This is a genomic window from Falsiroseomonas ponticola (assembly GCF_016805305.1).
Taxonomy (GTDB): Bacteria; Pseudomonadota; Alphaproteobacteria; order Acetobacterales; family Acetobacteraceae; genus Falsiroseomonas; species Falsiroseomonas ponticola.
This window is the reverse complement of sequence record NZ_JAERQN010000011.1, coordinates 62,735-81,102: the sequence shown is the minus strand read 5'-3', so window position 1 is coordinate 81,102 and position 18,368 is coordinate 62,735. Positions and strand designations below refer to the sequence as shown.

Annotated in this window: 16 protein-coding genes; 7 read left to right on the top strand and 9 right to left on the bottom strand. The window is 71.6% G+C overall.

Annotation, left to right across the window (positions count from 1 at the left end):
* Window positions 1–50: 50 nt before the first annotated feature.
* Window positions 51–680 carry a glutathione S-transferase family protein gene (locus JJI54_RS25485; RefSeq protein WP_203076229.1) on the bottom strand — a complete coding sequence of 210 codons (630 nt, stop codon included), beginning with the start codon at window positions 678–680 and terminating at the stop codon, window positions 51–53.
* Between the two features lie 119 nt (window positions 681–799).
* Between JJI54_RS25485 and JJI54_RS25480 the strand changes: the two genes are divergently transcribed.
* Window positions 800–1,084 carry a hypothetical protein gene (locus tag JJI54_RS25480; protein WP_203076228.1) on the top strand — a complete coding sequence of 95 codons (285 nt, stop codon included), beginning with the start codon at window positions 800–802 and terminating at the stop codon, window positions 1,082–1,084.
* Here the strand turns inward: JJI54_RS25480 and JJI54_RS25475 are convergent.
* The 3 genes from JJI54_RS25475 to JJI54_RS25465 are packed head-to-tail and all read right to left on the bottom strand — an operon-like array spanning window position 1,081 to window position 4,159.
* The gene (locus JJI54_RS25475) at window positions 1,081–1,956 is read right to left on the bottom strand and encodes a polysaccharide deacetylase family protein (RefSeq protein ID WP_203076227.1); all 876 of its coding nucleotides are present in this window, start codon (window positions 1,954–1,956) and stop codon (window positions 1,081–1,083) included. The genes JJI54_RS25480 and JJI54_RS25475 overlap by 4 nt on opposite strands.
* A complete protein-coding gene (locus tag JJI54_RS25470) occupies window positions 1,953–2,927 on the bottom strand; it encodes a polysaccharide deacetylase family protein (protein WP_203076226.1) in 975 nt (324 codons plus the stop codon). Before JJI54_RS25470 ends, JJI54_RS25475 begins: the two co-directional genes overlap by 4 nt.
* A complete protein-coding gene (locus JJI54_RS25465; RefSeq protein ID WP_203076225.1) occupies window positions 2,924–4,159 on the bottom strand; it encodes a metal-dependent hydrolase family protein in 1,236 nt (411 codons plus the stop codon). Before JJI54_RS25465 ends, JJI54_RS25470 begins: the two co-directional genes overlap by 4 nt.
* Window positions 4,160–4,235: 76 nt before the next feature.
* On the opposite strand from JJI54_RS25465, the gene JJI54_RS25460 reads away from it, so the two are divergent.
* Window positions 4,236–4,505, top strand: a complete 270-nt coding sequence (locus tag JJI54_RS25460) for a cupin domain-containing protein (protein ID WP_203076224.1) — start codon at window positions 4,236–4,238, stop codon at window positions 4,503–4,505.
* Here the strand turns inward: JJI54_RS25460 and JJI54_RS25455 are convergent.
* The 4 genes from JJI54_RS25455 to JJI54_RS25440 all read right to left on the bottom strand — a co-directional run bounded on the left by JJI54_RS25455 (window position 4,502) and on the right by JJI54_RS25440 (window position 10,333).
* Window positions 4,502–6,064: an acyl-CoA synthetase gene (locus tag JJI54_RS25455; protein WP_203076223.1), complete on the bottom strand. Its 1,563-nt coding sequence runs from the start codon at window positions 6,062–6,064 to the stop codon at window positions 4,502–4,504. The genes JJI54_RS25460 and JJI54_RS25455 overlap by 4 nt on opposite strands.
* 34 nt (window positions 6,065–6,098) lie before the next feature.
* On the bottom strand, window positions 6,099–7,727 hold the full coding sequence (locus tag JJI54_RS25450; protein ID WP_203076222.1) for an FMN-binding glutamate synthase family protein: 1,629 nt from the start codon (window positions 7,725–7,727) through the stop codon (window positions 6,099–6,101).
* 72 nt (window positions 7,728–7,799) lie between these two features.
* Window positions 7,800–9,530 carry a thiamine pyrophosphate-binding protein gene (locus tag JJI54_RS25445; protein ID WP_203076221.1) on the bottom strand — a complete coding sequence of 577 codons (1,731 nt, stop codon included), beginning with the start codon at window positions 9,528–9,530 and terminating at the stop codon, window positions 7,800–7,802.
* On the bottom strand, window positions 9,530–10,333 hold the full coding sequence (locus tag JJI54_RS25440) for a hypothetical protein (RefSeq protein WP_404817632.1): 804 nt from the start codon (window positions 10,331–10,333) through the stop codon (window positions 9,530–9,532). The genes JJI54_RS25445 and JJI54_RS25440 overlap by 1 nt, the downstream gene beginning before the upstream one ends.
* A 98-nt stretch (window positions 10,334–10,431) precedes the next feature.
* Between JJI54_RS25440 and JJI54_RS25435 the strand changes: the two genes are divergently transcribed.
* The 3 genes from JJI54_RS25435 to JJI54_RS33035 all read left to right on the top strand — a co-directional run bounded on the left by JJI54_RS25435 (window position 10,432) and on the right by JJI54_RS33035 (window position 14,574).
* On the top strand, window positions 10,432–11,418 hold the full coding sequence (locus JJI54_RS25435) for a thiamine pyrophosphate-dependent dehydrogenase E1 component subunit alpha (protein WP_203076219.1): 987 nt from the start codon (window positions 10,432–10,434) through the stop codon (window positions 11,416–11,418).
* Window positions 11,419–11,420: 2 nt separating this feature from the next.
* Window positions 11,421–12,395: an alpha-ketoacid dehydrogenase subunit beta gene (locus JJI54_RS25430; protein ID WP_203076218.1), complete on the top strand. Its 975-nt coding sequence runs from the start codon at window positions 11,421–11,423 to the stop codon at window positions 12,393–12,395.
* A 118-nt stretch (window positions 12,396–12,513) separates the two neighbouring features.
* The gene (locus JJI54_RS33035) at window positions 12,514–14,574 is read left to right on the top strand and encodes a PAS domain-containing protein (RefSeq protein WP_203076217.1); all 2,061 of its coding nucleotides are present in this window, start codon (window positions 12,514–12,516) and stop codon (window positions 14,572–14,574) included.
* Between the two features lie 4 nt (window positions 14,575–14,578).
* Here the strand turns inward: JJI54_RS33035 and JJI54_RS25420 are convergent, their stop codons facing one another.
* The gene (locus JJI54_RS25420) at window positions 14,579–15,742 is read right to left on the bottom strand and encodes a multidrug effflux MFS transporter (RefSeq protein WP_203076216.1); all 1,164 of its coding nucleotides are present in this window, start codon (window positions 15,740–15,742) and stop codon (window positions 14,579–14,581) included.
* Window positions 15,743–15,927: 185 nt separating this feature from the next.
* Here JJI54_RS25420 and JJI54_RS25415 point away from each other — a divergent pair, with 185 nt between their 5' ends.
* Window positions 15,928–16,971 carry an ABC transporter ATP-binding protein gene (locus JJI54_RS25415; protein ID WP_203076215.1) on the top strand — a complete coding sequence of 348 codons (1,044 nt, stop codon included), beginning with the start codon at window positions 15,928–15,930 and terminating at the stop codon, window positions 16,969–16,971.
* Window positions 16,972–17,029: 58 nt separating this feature from the next.
* Window positions 17,030–18,355, top strand: coding sequence for an ABC transporter substrate-binding protein (locus JJI54_RS25410; RefSeq protein ID WP_203076214.1), 1,326 nt, complete (start codon window positions 17,030–17,032; stop codon window positions 18,353–18,355).
* Window positions 18,356–18,368: the final 13 nt, after the last annotated feature.

Here is an 18,368-nt window from a genome sequence, read left to right as displayed (position 1 = left end):
CTCATAGCGGCAGTGGGGCGGGGGCACAAGCGCGCCCCCGCCGGGCGGGATCAGGAAAGCGCCACCTCGAAGCCCCGGGCGGTCGCGGGCCGGGCCATCATGCGGGCGTACCAGGCGGCGACGTTCGGCAGGTCATCGAAGGGGACCTCATGCCGCTCATGCCGCCAGGCCCAGCCCAGGATGGCGAAATCGGCGATGGAGGGCTCGCCCTCGGTCGCCACGAAGTCCCGCCCGGCCAGGCGCTTCTCCAGCACGCCGTAGAGGCGCTTGGTTTCCGTGTGGTAGCGCTTGTAGCCGTAGTCCCGCGCCGGGCCCTCGGGCTGCATCAGGAAGTGGTGGACCTGGCCGGGCATGGGGCCGAAGCCGCCCATCTGCCACATCAGCCATTCCGTCACGGCGACCTTGCCCCGGGTGCCCTTGGGCAGGAACTTCCCCGTCTTCTCCGCGAGGTAGAGGAGGATCGCGCCCGATTCGAAGACGCTGATCGGCGCGCCGCCGGGGCCATCCGGATCGACGATGGCGGGGATGCGGTTGTTGGGAGAGATGGCCAGGAAGGCGGGCTCGAACTGCTCGTTCTTCGAGATGTTCACGGTGTGGACCTTGTAGGGCAGGCCCATCTCCTCCAGCGCCACCGATATCTTGCGGCCATTCGGCGTGTTCCAGGTGTAGAGGTCGATCATCCGCAGTCCTCTCCTTGTGGCAGGCTTGGTGCCGTGATCCCACGGCGCGGGGCACCGGCAAAGGGGCGTGATGCACGCCGCGCTTGACCGAAGCGCCCGGGGTGCGCGATCCAAGGGGGGTGAAGCCCCTCATCCCCGTCGGCAGCGGCGATGACGATACGCTCTGGGCGGTGATCGCCACCGCGGGGCGGAAAAGCCGCGTCGCCAATGTGTACCGGAACCGCAACGCGGCGCTGGAGGATCGTGCCTGGCGGGCGCAGCAGGTCTCCGCCTATGAGGATTTTCTCCGGCGGTCGCAGCAGCCGGTGCCGCATTACAGCGTGGCGCCGATCCGCCGGGCGGACCTGCCGAAGAAATGGAGCCCCCTGCCCGCGCTGGGGTTCCTGCGCGGGCAGTTCATCTAGCCCCGCTCGGCCGCCAGCGCGCCGGCCGTCGTGACCTCGATATCGTCGCGCGCCGCCAGCCATGCGAGGCTCTCCGCGAGGTAGCGGATGCGGTGCGGCGCCCCCATCACCCAGGGGTGGATGCCGAGGCCGAGCACCCGGCCGCCGCGCGGCTCCGCCACCAGGCGCTCCACCGCATCCCGCACCAGGCCCGGCCAGCGGAGGACGGGCACGCGGCGCAGCACCAGGGTCTGGACGTCGTCCCATTCGCCGGGCGGCGGCATGGCCAGAAGGCCGGAGGCGTGGCGGTAGGGCTCCTCGTCATTCGCCCAGTCCAGCCCATAGGCGAAGCCGGCCTCCGCCAGCAGCCGCGTGGTGTTGGCCGTGGCGCCATGGTCCTGGCCGAGCCAGCCGGTGGCACCGGGCCAGATCGCCGCCAGCCCGTCCCGGGCTTCCAGGATGGCGGCACGCTCCTCGGCCTCGGTCATGCGCGCGGTCGGCATGCGGCTGGCGGAGAGGCCATGCGCCACGGGCTCGAACCCCCGATCGCGGCAGGCGGCGATAAGTTCGGGGTGGCGCTGCGCGGCCAGCAGGTTCACGGCGACGCTCGCCGGCAGCTTCAACCGGTCCAGCACATCGAGGATGCGCCAGGCGCCGATGCGGTTTCCGTAGTCGCGCAGCGTATAGGCGGTCCAGTCCGGGGTGCCGCTGAAGAAGGCGCCGCGGAAGCGCGGGTCGCGATGCGTGCCGGGCGGCGGCGCGATCTCGGTGTGCTCGACATGCAGCAGGAGGTAGACGGCGAGCTTCCGGCCGCTCCGCCACGCCCGCTCCGGCCGCCAGGGCTGGGCGGAGAAGGCGTGGATGTCGTGGTCCATGCCGGGCGGAAGGGTCATCGCATCGCCGCGTCGTAATGGTGCGCCAGGTACCAGTCGGCCATCTCCGCCCCCGTCGCGAACCACACGCCCTCATGCTTCCGCATGTAGGCCAGGATCCTGTCGAGATAGCCGATGCGGTGCGGCCGCCCCATGAGGTAGGGATGCAGCGCCACGCACATCACGCGCGGCTGCGCCTCGCCCTCCGCGTAGAGCGTGTCGAACATGTCGATGGCGGTGCGCAGGAAATCCTCGCCCTCATTGGCGGCGGCGCCGATCATCACGGCGTCGTTGAGGTCCATCTGGTAGGGGATGGAGACGAGCCGGCCGGACCGCACCCGCACCGGCACCGGCTGGTCGTCATGGTAGAAGTCGGTAATGTAGGAGATGCTGGCCTCCGCCACGAGGTCCGGCGTGACCAGCGTGTTGGACGCGGCCGGGGAGAACCAGCCGCGCAGCTGCCGACCCGTCATCCGCCGCCAGGCCTCGACACTTGCGAGAATCTCGGCGCGCTCGGCCTCCTCGCTGAGGTTCCAGTGGTAGCGGGTGTTGTAGAGGCCGTGGCTGAAGACGTCCCAGTCCCGCTTCAGCATGCCGTCCAGCACCTGGGGGAACATCTCCCCCACGCTCATGGAGAAACTCACGCTGCCGCGGATGCCGTGGTGGTCCAGCACCTCCATCATCCGCCAGACGCCGGCGCGATTGCCGTAATCCTTCAGCGAGTAGGACAGCACATCGGGATGCGGCGTGCGCGGCCAGGGGTCGCGCGGGCTGCCCTGCTGCGCGGGCATGAACTCGTAATGCTCGATATTCGGACAGACCCAGACCGCGAGCCGCGCGCCCCCCGGCCAGGTGAGCCTGGGCCGGAAGGGCAGCGGGGCGTGCGGGAAGCGGGCCTCCGGATCGATCATCCCCAGTGGGCCGGTCTGGCCGAAGGCGCCGCGCCCTTGCGCGGCGGTCGAGGTCGGACCGGCCCACGGTTTCTCAGTCATGCGGCGAGTTGGTCCTTGATGAAGCGCCCATCCTGCATGATGGCGGAGAGGTGCCTGCCCTGCCCCGTCAGCAGCGAGAGATCGGCCAGCGGGTCACCCTCCACCACCACCAGGTCGGCGAAGGCGCCGGGCGCGATGGTGCCGATCTTCCCTTCCATGCGCAGCAGCTTCGCGGCGTGGACGGTGGTGGAGCGGATGACCTCCATCGCCGGCAGCACGCGGCCGCGGATGACGAATTCCTCGGACTGGTGGCGATGCATCTCGCCGAGCAGGTCGGTGCCGAAGGCCATGGTCAGGCCGGCGCGCTGCATCTTCTCCAGGCTCTCCAGCCCCGCCAGGCGCACCGTGTCGATCTTGGCGACGCTCTCGGCGCCGAGGCCGAGGGAGGCGCCCTCGATCTTGAGATATTCGTAGGTGACGAGGGTCGGGCAGGCGATGGCGCCGGCCTCGGCCGCCTTCCTCGCCGTCTTCTCCTCGATCAGGTTGCAGTGTTCCAGCGAGAGCACGCCGCATTCCACGGCGCGGTCGATCGCCTGGTCGGTGTAGAGGTGGGCCGCGACATAGGTCTGCGCCATCTCCGCTTCCTCCACCGCCGCGCGGATCTCGTCCTTGGAATAGCCGAGGAAGGCGATGGGGTCGGTGGGGCTGGCGACGCCGCCATTGGCCATGATCTTGATGTAGTCGGCGCCGGCCTTGATCTCCTCCCGGCACGCACGGCGCACCGCATCCACGCCATCCGCGATGCGGCCGAGGCAGCCGAGCCGCGCTTCCAGATAGGCCATGTCGCGGCTGTCATAGCGGCCGCGGCCATCGCTATGGCCGCCCGTCGCGCTGATCGCCTTGCCGCAGAGCACCATGCGCGGCGCCTCGAAATGCCCTTCCTCCCGCGCCTGGCGCAGGCCCTGGGTGGCACCGCCGAGGTCGCGGATGGTGGTGAAGCCGCGCATCAGCATGGCGTGCATGATCTTGGAGGCACGGAAGGCGACGACGGCATCCGGCAGCAGCGCGTGGCGGGCCAGGTTCACCTCGCTGGCAATCACATGCACATGCGCGTCGATCAGCCCCGGCATCAGCGTGCGGCCCTTGAGGTCCACGACGCGCGCCGCGCTGCTCGCGATCGGCTTGTCGGAGACCTCCCGGATCGTGTTGCCCTCCACCAGGACGTGCCCCTCGAACCCGCCATCGACGCGGCCATCAAGGATGCGGGCATTGGTGAAGACGGTGGCGGACATGCTAGACCCTCAGGCGTTGAGGCGCGGAGGCTAGACCGGAACCGGCCGCGCCGGCCATACCCGGGGGAGCCGATCCATGGACCGAACCGCCTTCGAGAGCGCCCTGGCGCGGGACGGCTATGTCGAGACGGTGGAGCGGACCCTGCCGCCCGGGGAGGCGACGCCGGACCACACCCACCCCTTCGATGCGCGGCTGCTGATCCTGTCCGGCACGCTGATCTATGGCAGCGGCGAGGGCCGCCGCGCCTATGCGGCCGGGGAGAGCTTCGAGGTCGCGCGCGGGACCCTGCATGCCGAGATCGCGGGGCCGGAGGGCGCTTCCTACCTGGCGGGGCGGCGGCGCTAGAAGCCCACCCCTTCCGCCTCCAGCCGCGCCTTCACGAGGTTCTTCGGCACCTTGCCGTAGCCGGACTTCGGCAGCGCGTCCCAGACCACGATGCGCAGCGGCTGCTTGTAGCGGGCGATGCGGTCCTTCAGATGGGCCAGCAGCTCGGCCTCCGCCACCGCCATGCCGGGGCGCGGCACCACGCAGGCGATGCCGGCCTCTCCCCATTTCGGATGGGGCATCCCCACCATGGCGCATTCCGCGACGGCGGGATGGGTCAGGATCGCCTCCTCCGCCTCCCGCGGATAGACGTTCGATCCGCCGGAGATGAACATGTCCGACGCCCGGCCCGTGATGAACAGGAACCCCCGCGCATCCATCCGGCCGAGATCGCCGGTGTGGAACCAGCCGCCGGCGAAGGCTTTCGCATTGGCGGCATCATTCTCGAAATACCCGGCGAAGACGGCGGGGCCGCGCACGCAGATCTCCCCGATCGTGTCCGGCGGCAGGCGCGTGCCGTCCTCCGCCAGGATCGCGACCTCCATGCCCGTCCGCGGCGCGCCGCAACTGCCGGCATTCTCCGGCCTGTGCTGATCCGGCCGCAGCACGGTGATGTTGCCCGTGACCTCGCCGAGGCCGAAATACTGCACCAGGCAGTTCCCGAGCTTCGCCAGCGCCTCCTGCTGGTCGGCGTCATACATCGGCGCGCCGGCATAGATGACGTGGCGCAGCGATGAATGGTCGTGCCGGTCCACGGCGGGGTCGCGCACCAGCGCGGTCAGGATGGTGGGCACGGTGAACATGTTGGAGACGCGGTGCTGCTCCACCAGCGCCCAGGCCTCGGCGGGGTCGAATTTCTCGCCGGCCAGCAGCACGGATCGGGCCCCGCGCGCCACCTGGCACAGCGCGTGGATGCCGGCGCCGTGCGAGAGCGGCGCGACGACCAGCGAGGCGTCATGCTCGGTGGTACCCGGCATCAGATCCGCCAGGTGGTTCGTCACCACGAAGGCCATCTGCCCATGCGTCAGCACCGCCGCCTTGGGCCTGCCGGTGGTGCCGGAGGTGTAGAAGAACCAGCAGGGATCGTCGTAGCCGACCGGCTCCTCGTGATCCGGCGCCGGCGGCGTGGCGGCGGCCAGCAGCGCCTCGTAGTCCTGCTCCCCCTCCCGCGCATCGCCCACGGCGATGACGGCGCGGCAATGGGACGAGGCCGCGCGCACCGCCGCCGCATGCCCGGCGAAGCCAGAATCGCGGATCATCACCACGGCGCGGGAGGAGGTGGCGAGATACGTCACCTCCGCCGCCGTCAGCCGGACATTGGTCGGCACCCAGACCGCGCCCGCCTTGAAGCAGGCCCACATGGTCTCGACCATCGCATTGCTGTTGCGGGAATGGACAAGCACGCGGTCGCCCTTCCCCACCCCCAGCCCCCGCAGCGCCGCCGCCAGGCGGTCCACCCGCGCATCCAGCTCGGCCCAGCTCCAGCGCCGCTCGCCCCAGGCCAGCGCCAGGCTGCCCGGCACGCGCCGCGCCGTCTGCGTCAGCAACCGCCCGAGATTGGCCGCATTCGCCTCGCCCACGCTGTCCTCCCCACCCTGCCGGGGAGAGCCTAGCCTAGGCCGGCATCAATGCCAGCCGGCGCGGCGCGAAGCTCTGCGCATCGGCCAGGGCCCAGCCCTCCCGGAAGCGCGGATCGTCGCAGCCGCGCAGCAGCGCCCCTTCCTCCAGCCGCGGGAAGAGCTGCGCGAAGCTCCGCACATCCTGGCCGGCGACGCGGCGCATGAAGTGCTCCGGCCGCAGCTGCGAGGGATGGTCGAGCCCGGCGGCCGCCACCATGTCGCCCAGCGCCTCCAGCGTCGCGGCATGGAACTGGCGCACGCGCGTCGCCTTGTCCGGCACCAGCAGGGCACGGCTGCGCGTCGGGTCCTGCGTCGCGACGCCGGTCGGGCAGCGGTCGGTGTGGCAGGACAGCGACTGGATGCAGCCCAGCGCGAACATGAAGCCGCGCGCCGCGTTGCACCAATCCGCCCCCAGCGCCATGGCGCGCGCCATGTCGAAGCCACTCGCGATCTTGCCGCTGGCGCCGAGGCGGATGCGATCCCGCAGGCCGACGCCGATCAGCGCGTTGTGGACGAAGTCCAGCCCCTCCCGCATCGGCATGCCGATATGGTCCATGAATTCGAGGGGCGCGGCGCCGGTGCCGCCCTCCGCCCCATCCACCACGATGAAGTCGGGGGTGATGCCCGTCTCCAGCATCGCCTTGCAGATCGCCAGGAATTCCCAGCGATGCCCGATGCAGAGCTTGAAGCCCGCGGGCTTGCCGCCGGACAGGCGGCGCATTTCCGCGATGAAGCGCATCATCTCGATGGGGGTGGAGAAAGCGGTGTGGCTGGGCGGGGAGATGCAGTCGGTGCCGATCGGCACGCCGCGGGTCGCGGCGATCTCCGCCGTCACCTTGGCGCCGGGCAGCACGCCGCCATGGCCGGGCTTGGCGCCCTGGCTGAGCTTCAATTCGACCATCTTCACCTGGTCGCTGGCGGCGACGCGCGCGAACAGTTCCGGGGAGAAGCTGCCATCCGCGTTGCGGGCGCTGAAATAGCCCGAGCCCACCTCCCAGATCAGGTCGCCGCCATGCTCCTTGTGGTGCGGGCTGAGCCCGCCCTCCCCCGTATCATGCGCGAAGCCGCCATCGCGCGCCCCCTTGTTCAGCGCCTTGATGGCGTTGGCGGAGAGGCTGCCGAAGGACATGGCGGAGATGTTGAGCAGCGAGGACGCATAGGGCCTGGCGCAATCCGGCCCGCCGATGATCACCCGCGGCGGCTCCTGCGCCGGCGGCTTCGCGGCCATGGAATGCTGCAGCCATTCGAAGCCATCGGCATAGACATCGTACTGGGTGCCGAAGGGGCGCTTGTCCAGCTGCATCTTGGCGCGCTGATAGACCACCGCGCGCTTGTCGCGGCTGAAGGGCGTGCCGTGCTTCTCATCCTCGAAGAAATACTGCCGCATCTCCGGGCGGATACCCTCCAGGATGAAGCGGAGATGCGCGGCGATGGGGTAGTTGCGCAGCACGGCATGGGTCGGGTGGAACAGGTCCCGCAGGCCGAGCGCGGAGAGCCCGCCCGTCACCGCCAGGGCGAGGGCGGGCCAGAAGCCCGGCCAGGCCGCCAGCGCCGCCGCCGAGAGCAGACCGCCCCCCAGCGCCAGGGCCAGGGGGATGAAGCGGGCATGGGGCAGGCGGGGCATGGCGAATCCTCGGATCAGCCCACCCTATTCGCCTTTCGCAACGCGAGTGTTACGCGCCTGTTGCGCGTCGCCTCAGACCGGCCGGTCGCCCTTCTCCACCTTCAGCGTCCGGTTGTCCGCCGCCGGCAGCATCTTGGCCGGGTCGCGCGTGACGACGATGTCCAGCACCGTCGGCGTGTCCGTGTTCTCCAGCCCCGCGCGGATGGCGTCGCCGAGCTTCCCCGGATCCTCCACCCGGATGCCCTGGCAGCCCATGGCGTTGGCGATGTTGGCGTAGTTCATCTCCACCAGGTCGCTGGACTGGTAGTTGCCATGGCCGAAGACCGCGTGCTGCAGCGCCTTCACATAGCCGCTGGCCGCGTTGTTGAAGATGCAGGCGACGATGGGCGCGCCGACCCGCCGCGCCGTCTCCAGATCCCCCATCGACATGTTGAAGCCGCCATCGCCGGTCAGGGAGAAGACGCGCCGCTTCGCCCCCACGCCGATCTGCGCCCCGATGCCGCCGGGAACACCGTAGCCGATCGAGGCGAAGCCGCGATCCGCGACGAAGCCCCTGCCCGCCCGCTTGGTGTCGAACAGCAGCCCGCCCCAATGGCCGGCGAAGCCGCCATCGGCCACCAGCACGGCATCGTCAGGCAGCAGCTTGTTCAGCTCCCCCATCAGGCGGCCGACATTGATGGGGCTTTCCACGCTCTCCAGCCGGTCCCGCGCGCCCTCCATCCAGGCGGCCATGCGCTTCGGCACCTCCGCGCACCATTCGGCGCGGCGGCCGGCGCGGGGGCCGAGTTCGGCCAGCAGATCCTCCAGCCCGCAGCGCGCATCGCCGACCAGCGCCACATCCTGCCGCGTGGTGCGCCCGATCTCCTCCGCGACCACATCGAGGTGGATCAGCGGCACGCCCGCCGGCATCAGCGTGAAGCGCTTGGTCGCGATCTCGCCGAGCTTGCAGCCCACCACCAGAAGGCAGTCGCTGAGCCCGATCAGGTCGTTGGCGATGCGGGAATAGCGGCCGAAGACACCGGCCGACAGCGCATGGTTGCAGCCGATCGCGCCCTTGCCGGACATGGTATGCGCCACCGGGATGCCCTGCGCCTCCGCCAGCGCCAGCAGCGCCCCATGGGCCTCGCTGATGTGGACGCCGCCGCCGGCCAGGATCAGCGGGCGGTCCGCCTTGGCCAGCAGCGCCGCGGCGCGGGCCAGGTCGTCCCGCGCGGGGCGGGACCGGCGCGCCTGGGCGCGCAGGGTGCCGGGGTCGATCCAGAAGTCGCTGGCGTCGAAATCATGCTCGCCATGGGCCACATCCTCCGGCACCGAGAGCAGCACCGGCCCCGGCCGCCCGCTGGTCGCCACCGCATAGGCGCGGCGCAGATGTTCGGGGATGCGGGAGATGACCTCGACGCGGATCGCCTCCTTCACCAAAGGCCGCAGCACGTCGAATTGCCGCGCCTCCTGCGTCATGTTCTTCCAGGCGTGCTGGCGGTTGGCGTCGCCCACGATGGCCACCATCGGCATGCCCGCGTTGAAGGCCTCCGCCAGCCCCGTCGCCAGGTTCGTCGCCCCCGGGCCCAGCGTGCCGTCCACCAGGCCGGGCCGGTTGGTGACGCGGGCATAGGCATCCGCCGCGAAGGCGCCGCAGCGCTCGTCGTTGATCAGGTAGTGCTGGACCTTCAGCACCCGGCATGCCTCGTAGAAGGGCAGCAACTGGAAGCCGCCCATGCCGAACATCGGGCCGCTCTCGTGCAGCTTCAGCATCTCCGCGAGCGCGGCGCCGCCGGTCATGCGGCGGGTGGCATTGGCAGTCATCAATCATGCTCCAGCATGGCGGCGACGAAGTCGCGCGCGGATTGTCCGATGCGGCCGCCGCGCGCGGCGGCCAGAGGATTGACGGCGGAGATGATGCCATCCCGCCAGGTGCTCATCCCGTCCCCGATCAGCGCGCTGTCCGCGCCGACCGTGGCGCCCGCGATGCCGCGGGCCTGCAGCGCCGGCAGGCGGGAGATCCCGGCCTGGTCGATCCCGATGCCGGCATCGTTGTAGAGCGCGGCGCGCACCGCGGCCTTCACCGCCGTCTCCGGCTTGCCGCCCAGCAGCCCGCCATGCGATCCGGTGACGACGATGTGCCCGGCATCGCCCGGGCCCACCAGCCCGTTCGAATCCAGCGCGAAGACGCGCACCGCGCCGCGGCCCGGCAGTTCATGCCGCGCCTCCCCCATCTCCCCGGCCTCGGGCGCCGGCGGCAGGCGCGCTTCCGCCAGCAGCGCCATGGCCCGCGCGCAGGGCATGCCGGGCGCCAGGCCCAGCGCGGAGGCGGGGGCGTTGACGAAGCTGATGACGCCGCGCGCCATCATGTCCGCGCCATCGCCGATGCGCGCGGTGCGGAAGCCAACGGTGGCGCCGGGCACGCCATGCCCCGCCAGCCAGTCCAGCCCGCCGATGCCCGCCCTGTCCCGCCCGATGCCGGCATCATGCAGCACCACCGCGGCGATGCCGGCGCGCGCGGCGTACCAGGCGGCATAGGTGCCGCCATGGCTCGCGCAGCAGGCCACGCGCCCGCGCGCCGCGCCGGATGACAGATGCGTCACGCTGTCCAGGACCAGCGGCGTCACGTCCATGCTTCCCCCCGGCTTGATTCTGTCGCCCGCTCAAGCATCCTCCGCAAGCCCCCCGCCTGGCGGCGGGGCGGTTGAGGAAGCGGAACCGGACAATGACCTCAGGCGGGGACAACCGCGCGCGGCTCATCGCGCTCTACGGCACCATGTGCCGAATCCGCGCCTTCGAGGAAACGGCCCTCGCCGCGCACAAGGCGGGCGAGATCCCCGGGCCCCTGCATGTCTCCATCGGGCAGGAGGGGGTGGCGGCAGGCATCTGCACCAACCTCCGCCGCGATGACCGCATCACCTCCAACCACCGCGGCCACGGCCATGCGCTGGCCAAGGGCGCCGGCGTGTCCGGCATGATGGAGGAGCTGTTCGGCCGCGCCGGCGGGCATTGCCGAGGCAAGGGGGGCTCCATGCACATCGCCGATTTCAGCGTCGGCATGCTGGGTGCCAATGGCGTGGTGGCGGGCGGCATCCCCATCGCGGTGGGCGCCGCGCAGGGGCTGAAGCTGCTGGGCCAGGACAGCATCGTGGCCTGCTTCTTCGGCGACGGCGCCATCAATCGCGGCCCCTTCCTGGAAGGGCTGAACTGGGCGGTGCTCTACCGGCTGCCGGTCCTCTTCGTCTGCGAGGATAACGGCGTCGCCGCCTTCACCGCCACGGCCTCCGTCACCGCGGGGCCCGGCGTGGTGGCGCGGGCGGAGGCGCTGGGCGTGCCCTGCCTCAGCGTGGATGGCAACGATGCCGCGGCGGTGGATGAGGCCGCGGCGCGGCTGGTGGCGGAAATCCGCGCCGGCGCCGGGCCGCGCCTGCTGCACGCCACCACCTACCGCATCACCGGCCACACCAGCACCGACCCCGCCGCCTGGCGGGACCCCGCCGCCGTTGCCGCGGCGAAGGAGGCCGAGCCCATCGGCCGGCTGCGCGCCCGGCTGCTGGCGGAAGGCGTGCCGGCCGCGATGCTCGACGGCATCCAGGGGGAGGCGCGGGCGGAGATGACCCATGCGCGGGAAGCCGCCCTTTCCGCCCCCTGGCCCGACCCCGCCATCGCCTGGGAGGACGTGCAGGACAGCGGCGCGGTGGAGGCGCATTGACCATGGCGAATGTCACGCTCGTGGAGGCCGCGCGCCTCGCCGCGCTGCAGGAGATGCGCCGCGACCCGACCGTCTGGGTGCTGGGGGAGGACGTGGCCCGTGGCGGGCTGTTCGGCCAGTATCGCGGCTTCCTCGACGAATTCGGCGCCAGCCGCATCGTCTCCACGCCCATCAGCGAAAGCATGATCATGGGCGGCGGGCTGGGCGCCGCGCTGGTCGGCACGCGCCCGATCATCGAGATGCGGATCTTCGACTTCGTCATGTGCGCGATGGATGAGCTGGTGAACCAGGTCGCCAAGGTGCGCTACATGTTCGGCGGCCAGGCCAAGCCCGCCGTGGTGGTGCGCATGCCGCACGGCATCTGGCGCAATTCCGCCGCGCAGCACAGCCAGACGCTGGAATCCTGGTTCACCCATATCCCGGGCGTCGTCGTCGCCGTGCCCGCCACGCCCGCGGATACGGCGGGGCTGCTCGTCTCCGCCATCCGCAGCGACGACCCGGTGCTGTTCTTCGACCCGAAGAACCTCTTCCCCGTGACCGGGGAGGTGCCGGCGGTGATCGATCCCATCCCCTTCGGCCGCGCGCGCCACGCGCGCCGGGGCCGCGACCTGACCATCGTCACCTGGTCGGCCCTGGTGCCGCAGGTCGAGGAAGCCGGCGCCATGCTGGCGGAGCGGGGGATCGAGGCCGATATCCTCGACCTCCGCACCCTCTGGCCCTGGGACGAGGAGGCGGTGGCCGCTTCCGTGGAGCGCACCGGCCGCCTGCTGGTGGCGCATGAGGCCGTGACCGTCGGCGGCTTCGGCGGAGAGGTGGTGGCGCGGATGGTGGAACGCCTGGGCCCCGGCGCGCTGCGGGCGGTGGGGCGGCTCGGCCAGCCCCGCGTGCCGGTGCCCTTCGCGCCGCCGCTGGAGGATGCGCTGAAGCCCGACACGGCGAAGATCGTGGCGGCGGCGGAAGCCCTGGCCCGGCGATAGGGGCGATGCCGCGCGCGCATTCGTGTTCGCGCGCGGCTGGCGGGAAGATTGCGGCCGGCGCCGCAACCGGCATCTTGGCGATGTGGAATCGACCCGCATCCCGGATAGTCACGGTGGCGTGAGGAGCGCGGGCGCGGCCGCGCCCCGTCGCACCCTGCTGGCCGCCGCGGTGGCGCTGCCGCTGGCCATCCAGGCGGTCGGGGCCTGGATCTCCTGGACCGCGACCTGGGAGGAAGCGGCGGCGGAGGTCGCGCGCACCGCGGACGCGGCCGCCGAATATGCCCGCGCCAGCCTGGAATCGCACCGCCTGCGCGGCCAGCAGATCGCGCTGCTGCTGCGGGACCTGCCGGACGAGGCGATCCTGGCCGGCCGCGCGGCGCTGCATGCGCGGGCGCGGGAGGTGCTGGAGCTGGACCGCTACGGCATCGACTTCAGCGTCTATGTCATCGATCGCGCCGGCCGCATCCTGCTGACGAGCGACATGGCGGATCCCCCGCCGGTGAACCTGGCGGACCGGCCCTACCACATCGCCATGCGGCCGGCCGGCGCGCCCGATACCCGCATCGGCGAAGTGGCGCGCGGCCGCGCCAACAACCGGGACTTCTTCCCCGTGACGCTGAAGCGCGACGGCACGGCCAACGGCCTGCCGCCGGATGCCTTCGACGGCGTCATCAACATCTCCGTCAGCCCCGCCACCCTGGCCGCCGGGCTGCGCCGCCTGCGCGGCACATCGGATGACGTGCTGTCGCTGGTCCGGCAGGACGGCACGCTGCTGGCGCGCACGCTGGAACTGCCGGACCCGCCCCCCTGGCCCCGCCACACCACGGACAGCACCCTGGCCGCCATGGCCGGCGCGCCGCCGCGGATCGAGGCGCTGGAAACCTCCGCCCTGGATGGCGTGCGGCGGCTGATCATCTACCGCGCGGTGGAAGGCTGGCCGGCCTATGCCGCGGCGGCGCGCGACCAGGCCGTGATCATCGCCCGCTGGCTGCGCCGCGTGGCGGTGCTGCTGGGCATCGGCATGCCGGCCACCCTCGCGCTCGGCCTGCTGGCCTGGCGGGTGCGGCGGGCGGACCTGGCGGCGGTGGCGGCGCGCGAAAGCCTGGAACAGCGCGTGGCGGCGCGCACGGCGGAGCTTGCCCATCGCAGCGAACAGCTGGCCGACAGCGAGGCGCGGCTGCGCGTGGCGCTGGAGGCCGCGGACCTCGGCACCTGGGAGGTCGATCTCCGCACCCGCATCGCGCAGCGTTCGCCCCGCACGCTGGCCATCTTCGGCGCGCCGGCGGAGGAGGTGGTCGGCCCCTATCCCGGCTGGGCCGACCGCATCCATGCGGAGGACCGCCCCGCCGTCACCCACGCCTTCGAACGCCTGGCGGAGGGCACGACGGAGGTCTATGCGGCCGAATACCGCTTCCACCACCCGGATGGCCGCGTGGTCTGGGTGGAAAGCCGCGCCCGCGTGGTGGCGCATGACCGCACCGGCCGGCCCCTGCGCCTGGCGGGCACCGTGCAGGACATCACCGCGCGGCGGGAGGCCGAGGAACGCCGCGCGCTGCTGGCGCGGGAAGTGGACCACCGCGCCAAGAACGCGCTGGCCGTGGTGCAGGCCGCGCTCCGCCTCACGCCGCGATCGACGCTCGATGCCTATGCCGCCGCGGTGGAAGGGCGGGTGGCGGCGCTGGCGCGGGCGCATACGCTGCTGGCGGACCAGCGCTGGGCGGGCGCCTCGCTGCGCGCGCTGCTCGCCGGCGAACTCGCGGCCTTCACGCTGCGGGATGATGGCGAGGCGGCGGTGACGATGCAGGGCCCGGCGCTGCGCGTCGCGCCTTCCGCCGCGCAGAGCCTGTCGCTGGCCTTCCACGAACTGACGACGAATGCGGTGAAGTATGGCGCGCTGGCGCGGGCGCAGGGGCGGCTGGCGATCACCTGGTCGGTCCGCCCCGCGACGGGCGACCTGGTGCTGCACTGGCAGGAACAGGGCGGCCCGCCGGTCGGTGGCGCGCCATCCCGCCGCGGCTTCGGCAGCCGCCTGGTGGCCGCCACCATCCGCGATCAGCTGGGCGGCATCCTGGTGCAGCACTGGCAGCCGGAGGGGCTGACGGTGGAGATCCAGGTCGCGCTCGCCCGCGTTTCCGTCCTGGAACCGGCGGCGGAGGCCGATCCCCTGCCCGTCGCCTGATGCCTCAGCGCCGCAGCAGGCGGTAGGCGGCAAGCCCCGCGCTGCCGGCCAGGCCCAGCAGCACGCCCATCGCCAGCCCGCCGCCGCCGATCGCCCCCATCACCGCGCCGACCAGCGCGCCGAGGCCGAACTGGATCGTCCCCATCAGGGCGGAGGCGCTGCCCGCCACCCGCCCCATGGGCTGCATGGCCAGCGCGCCCGCCAGCGGCAGCGTCGCCCCCAGCAGGCCGAGATAGAGGAACAGCGCCGCCAGCAGCGGCACCAGCAGGCCGGACAGCACCGCCGCCAGCGCCAGCACCCCCGCCACCGCCTGCGCCACCAGCACCCGCGGCAGCAGCCAGGCCGGCGCGTGGCGGCGCACCAGCCGCGCCGTCACCTGGCTGGCCGCGATCAGCGCCAGCGCATTGGCGCCGAAGGCCATGCCGTATTGCGTCGGCGTCAGGCCATGCCCGTCCATCAGCACGATGGGCGACCCCGCGAGATAGGCGAAGAGACCCGCCATGGGGACGGAGGAGGCGAGCGCGGGCGCCAGGAAGCGCCGGTCCCGCAGGATGGAGACGTAGGTGGAGAGCACCGCCATCGGCCCGTCCCGCCGCCGCTGCTCCGGCGCCAGGCTTTCCGGCAGCGTCGCCGCCAGCACCGCCAGCGCCACCAGCCCGTAGAGCGCCAGGAACCAGAAGATGCCGCGCCAGCCGAAGCCCAGCAGCATCCAGCCGCCGAACATCGGCGCCAGGATGGGCGCCGCCCCCATCGCCAGCATCAGCAGCGACATCATGCGCACCGCGCCGCGTTCGTCGCAGAGGTCCCGCACCACGGCGCGCGAGACGACGGTGCCGACGCAACCGCCCAGCGCCTGCAGCAGCCGCAGCCAGGCGAGCGACTCCGCCGAGCGCGCCAGGGCGCAGCCGATGGAGGCCAGGATGAACAGCGCGAGGCCGACCATCATCGGGATGCGCCGCCCCACCCGGTCCGCGAGCGGACCATAGGCGAGCTGCCCCAGCGCCATGCCGAGCAGGAAGGTCGCCAGCGTGCGCTGCACCTCCGCCGGGCCCGCGCCGAGATCGGCCCCCATCGCCGGGAAGGCCGGCAGGTACATGTCCACGCCAAGCGGCCCCAGCGCCGTCAACGCGCCGAGCAGGATCGCCAGGCGCCTGTAGTGTTCCGGCATGCGCGATCGCCTCCATGCTGCGATGCAACATGGCTAGACCCGGCCCAACCCATCGTCCAGCGGGAAGGCCATGCATGGCGCGCAGGTGAACCACGCGGTTACCGCGCGAGGTTGCGCGTATGCGAAAGGCGTGTGTAGCCTGTCCGCGCGCAGCCCCGGCACGAGTGGCGCGCGGGGGGCGACGAATGGCGACTGTATCGGTGCGGCAGGCGAAGAAGGTCTTCGGCAGCACCAAGATTCTTCACGGTGTCGATGTCGAGATCGCGGATGGCGAATTCGTCGTCCTGGTCGGCCCGTCGGGCTGCGGCAAATCGACGCTGCTGCGCATGATCGCGGGGCTGGAGAACATCTCGGGGGGCGAGATCGCGATCGGCGGGCGCGTGGTGAACAACGTGCCGCCGAAGGACCGGGACATCGCCATGGTGTTCCAGAACTACGCGCTCTACCCGCACATGACGGTGCGGGAGAACATGGCCTTCTCCATGAAGCTGGCGAAGGCGCCGGCCGATGTGATGGAGGAGGAGGTGAAGCGCGCCGCGAAGATCCTCGGCCTCGATGCGCTGCTCGACCGGTATCCGAGGCAGCTTTCCGGCGGCCAGCGCCAGCGCGTCGCGATGGGCCGCGCCATCGTGCGCCACCCCCAGGTCTTCCTGTTCGACGAACCGCTTTCCAACCTCGATGCCAAGCTGCGCGTGCAGATGCGGTCCGAGATCAAGGAGCTGCAGCAGCGCCTGGCGACGACGACGATCTATGTGACGCATGACCAGATCGAGGCCATGACCATGGCCGACCAGATCGTGGTGATGAATGGCGGGCGGATCGAGCAGGCGGGCGCGCCGCTGGCGCTGTATGACCGGCCCGCCAACCTCTTCGTCGCGGGCTTCATCGGCAGCCCGGCGATGAACCTGCTGCCCGGCCGCGTCACCGATGGCGGCTTCCGCACCGATGGCGGCGCGCTGCTGCCCCTGCCGCCCCACGCCCCCGCCAACGCCACCACCTACGGCATCCGCCCGGAACACCTGATGCTGGCCGATGACGGGGTCGAGGGCACGATCGTGCTGGTGGAGCCCACGGGGTCCGAGACCCAGGTGACGGTCCGCGTGGGGGAGACGCCGATCATCGGCGCCTTCCGTGAAAGGGTGCAGGGACGGCCGGGCGATCCGCTCCGCATCATGCCGGACCTGTCGCTCGTGCATCTCTTCGGCCCGGACGGCAACCGCCTGTCCTGACCCCGCCTGCCCGACCCCCTTTGGCTGAACAACGACAACACGGAGGAAGCAGAACAAGATGGCCAACCTGATCACCCGCCGGGAAAGCCTGGCCGCCGCCGGCGCCGTCGCCGCCGCCGGCATGGGCGGCGCCGCGCAGGCGCAGATCGCGACCCAGCCCGCGACGCCGCCCAACCTGCCGATCGAGCGCGGCGCCACGCTGCGCATGCTGCGCCCCGTGCGCTTCGTGCAGCCGGACGAGGATGTCTGGCGCGCCAACTGCCAGCGCTTCGCCCAGGCGAACGGCATCGAGGTCCGCGTGGACTTCGTGGGGTGGGAGGACATCACCCAGCAGACCGCCGTCACCGCGAACACCGGCGCGGGCCCCGACATCATCGTGGGCTTCGACGCGGGGCCGCACCTCTTCGCGGAGAAGATTCACGACGTGACGGATGTGGCCACCTATCTCGGCCAGAAATACGGCGGCTGGCGGCCGCTGGCGAATGCCTATGGCCGGCGCGGCGACCGCTGGATCAGCCTGCCCTTCGGTGCCTCCGGCGGCCCCGCCATCTGGCGTACCTCCACGCTGCGGGAAGCCGGCTTCGACAGCGTGCCGGACGACCATGCGGGCTTCCTGCGGCTCTGCCAGGCGCTGCGCCGCATCAACAAGCCCGCGGGCTTTGCGCTGGGCAATGCGGTCGGTGACGGCAACGCCTTCGCGAACTGGCTGGTCTGGTCCTTCGGCGGCTCGCTGACCGATGAACAGGGCGCGGTCAGCATCAACAGCCCGCAGACCATCGCGGCGCTGAACTACCTGCGCGAACTCTACCCGACCTTCGTGCCCGGCACGCTGGCCTGGGGCGACATCAGCAACAACCGCGCCTATTCCGCCGGCGAATGCCACCTGACGCAGAACGGCGTCTCGCTCTACTTCTCCATGCTGAACGACCCGGCGCTGCGGCACATCGCCGAGGACACGCAGATGACGCCGATGCCCAAGGGCACGCTGAACGCGGTGCCGAATGCGGGCCTGACGCTGAACGCCATGGTGTTCCGCCACAGCCGCTTCCCCAACGCGGCCAAGGCGCTGCTGCAGTTCCTGTTCGAGGCGGAGCAGTACGACCCCTGGCTGCAGGCCAATATCGGCTACTGGTCGCAGCCGCTGAACGCCTATGCCGCCAGCGCCACCTGGACGCGGGATCCGAAGATCTCCGTGTTCCGCGACACCATGAACAACCCGTTCTGGAACGGCTACAAGGGCCCGATCACGGAGGGTTCGGTCGCCGCCACGGCGGACTACGTCATGGTGCAGATGTGCGCGGCCGTGGCTTCCGGCCAGGCGACGCCGCAGGCCGCCGCGGCGGAAGCGGAACGCCGCGCGCAGCGCTACTTCCGCCGCCGCTGAAAAACCGGGGCCG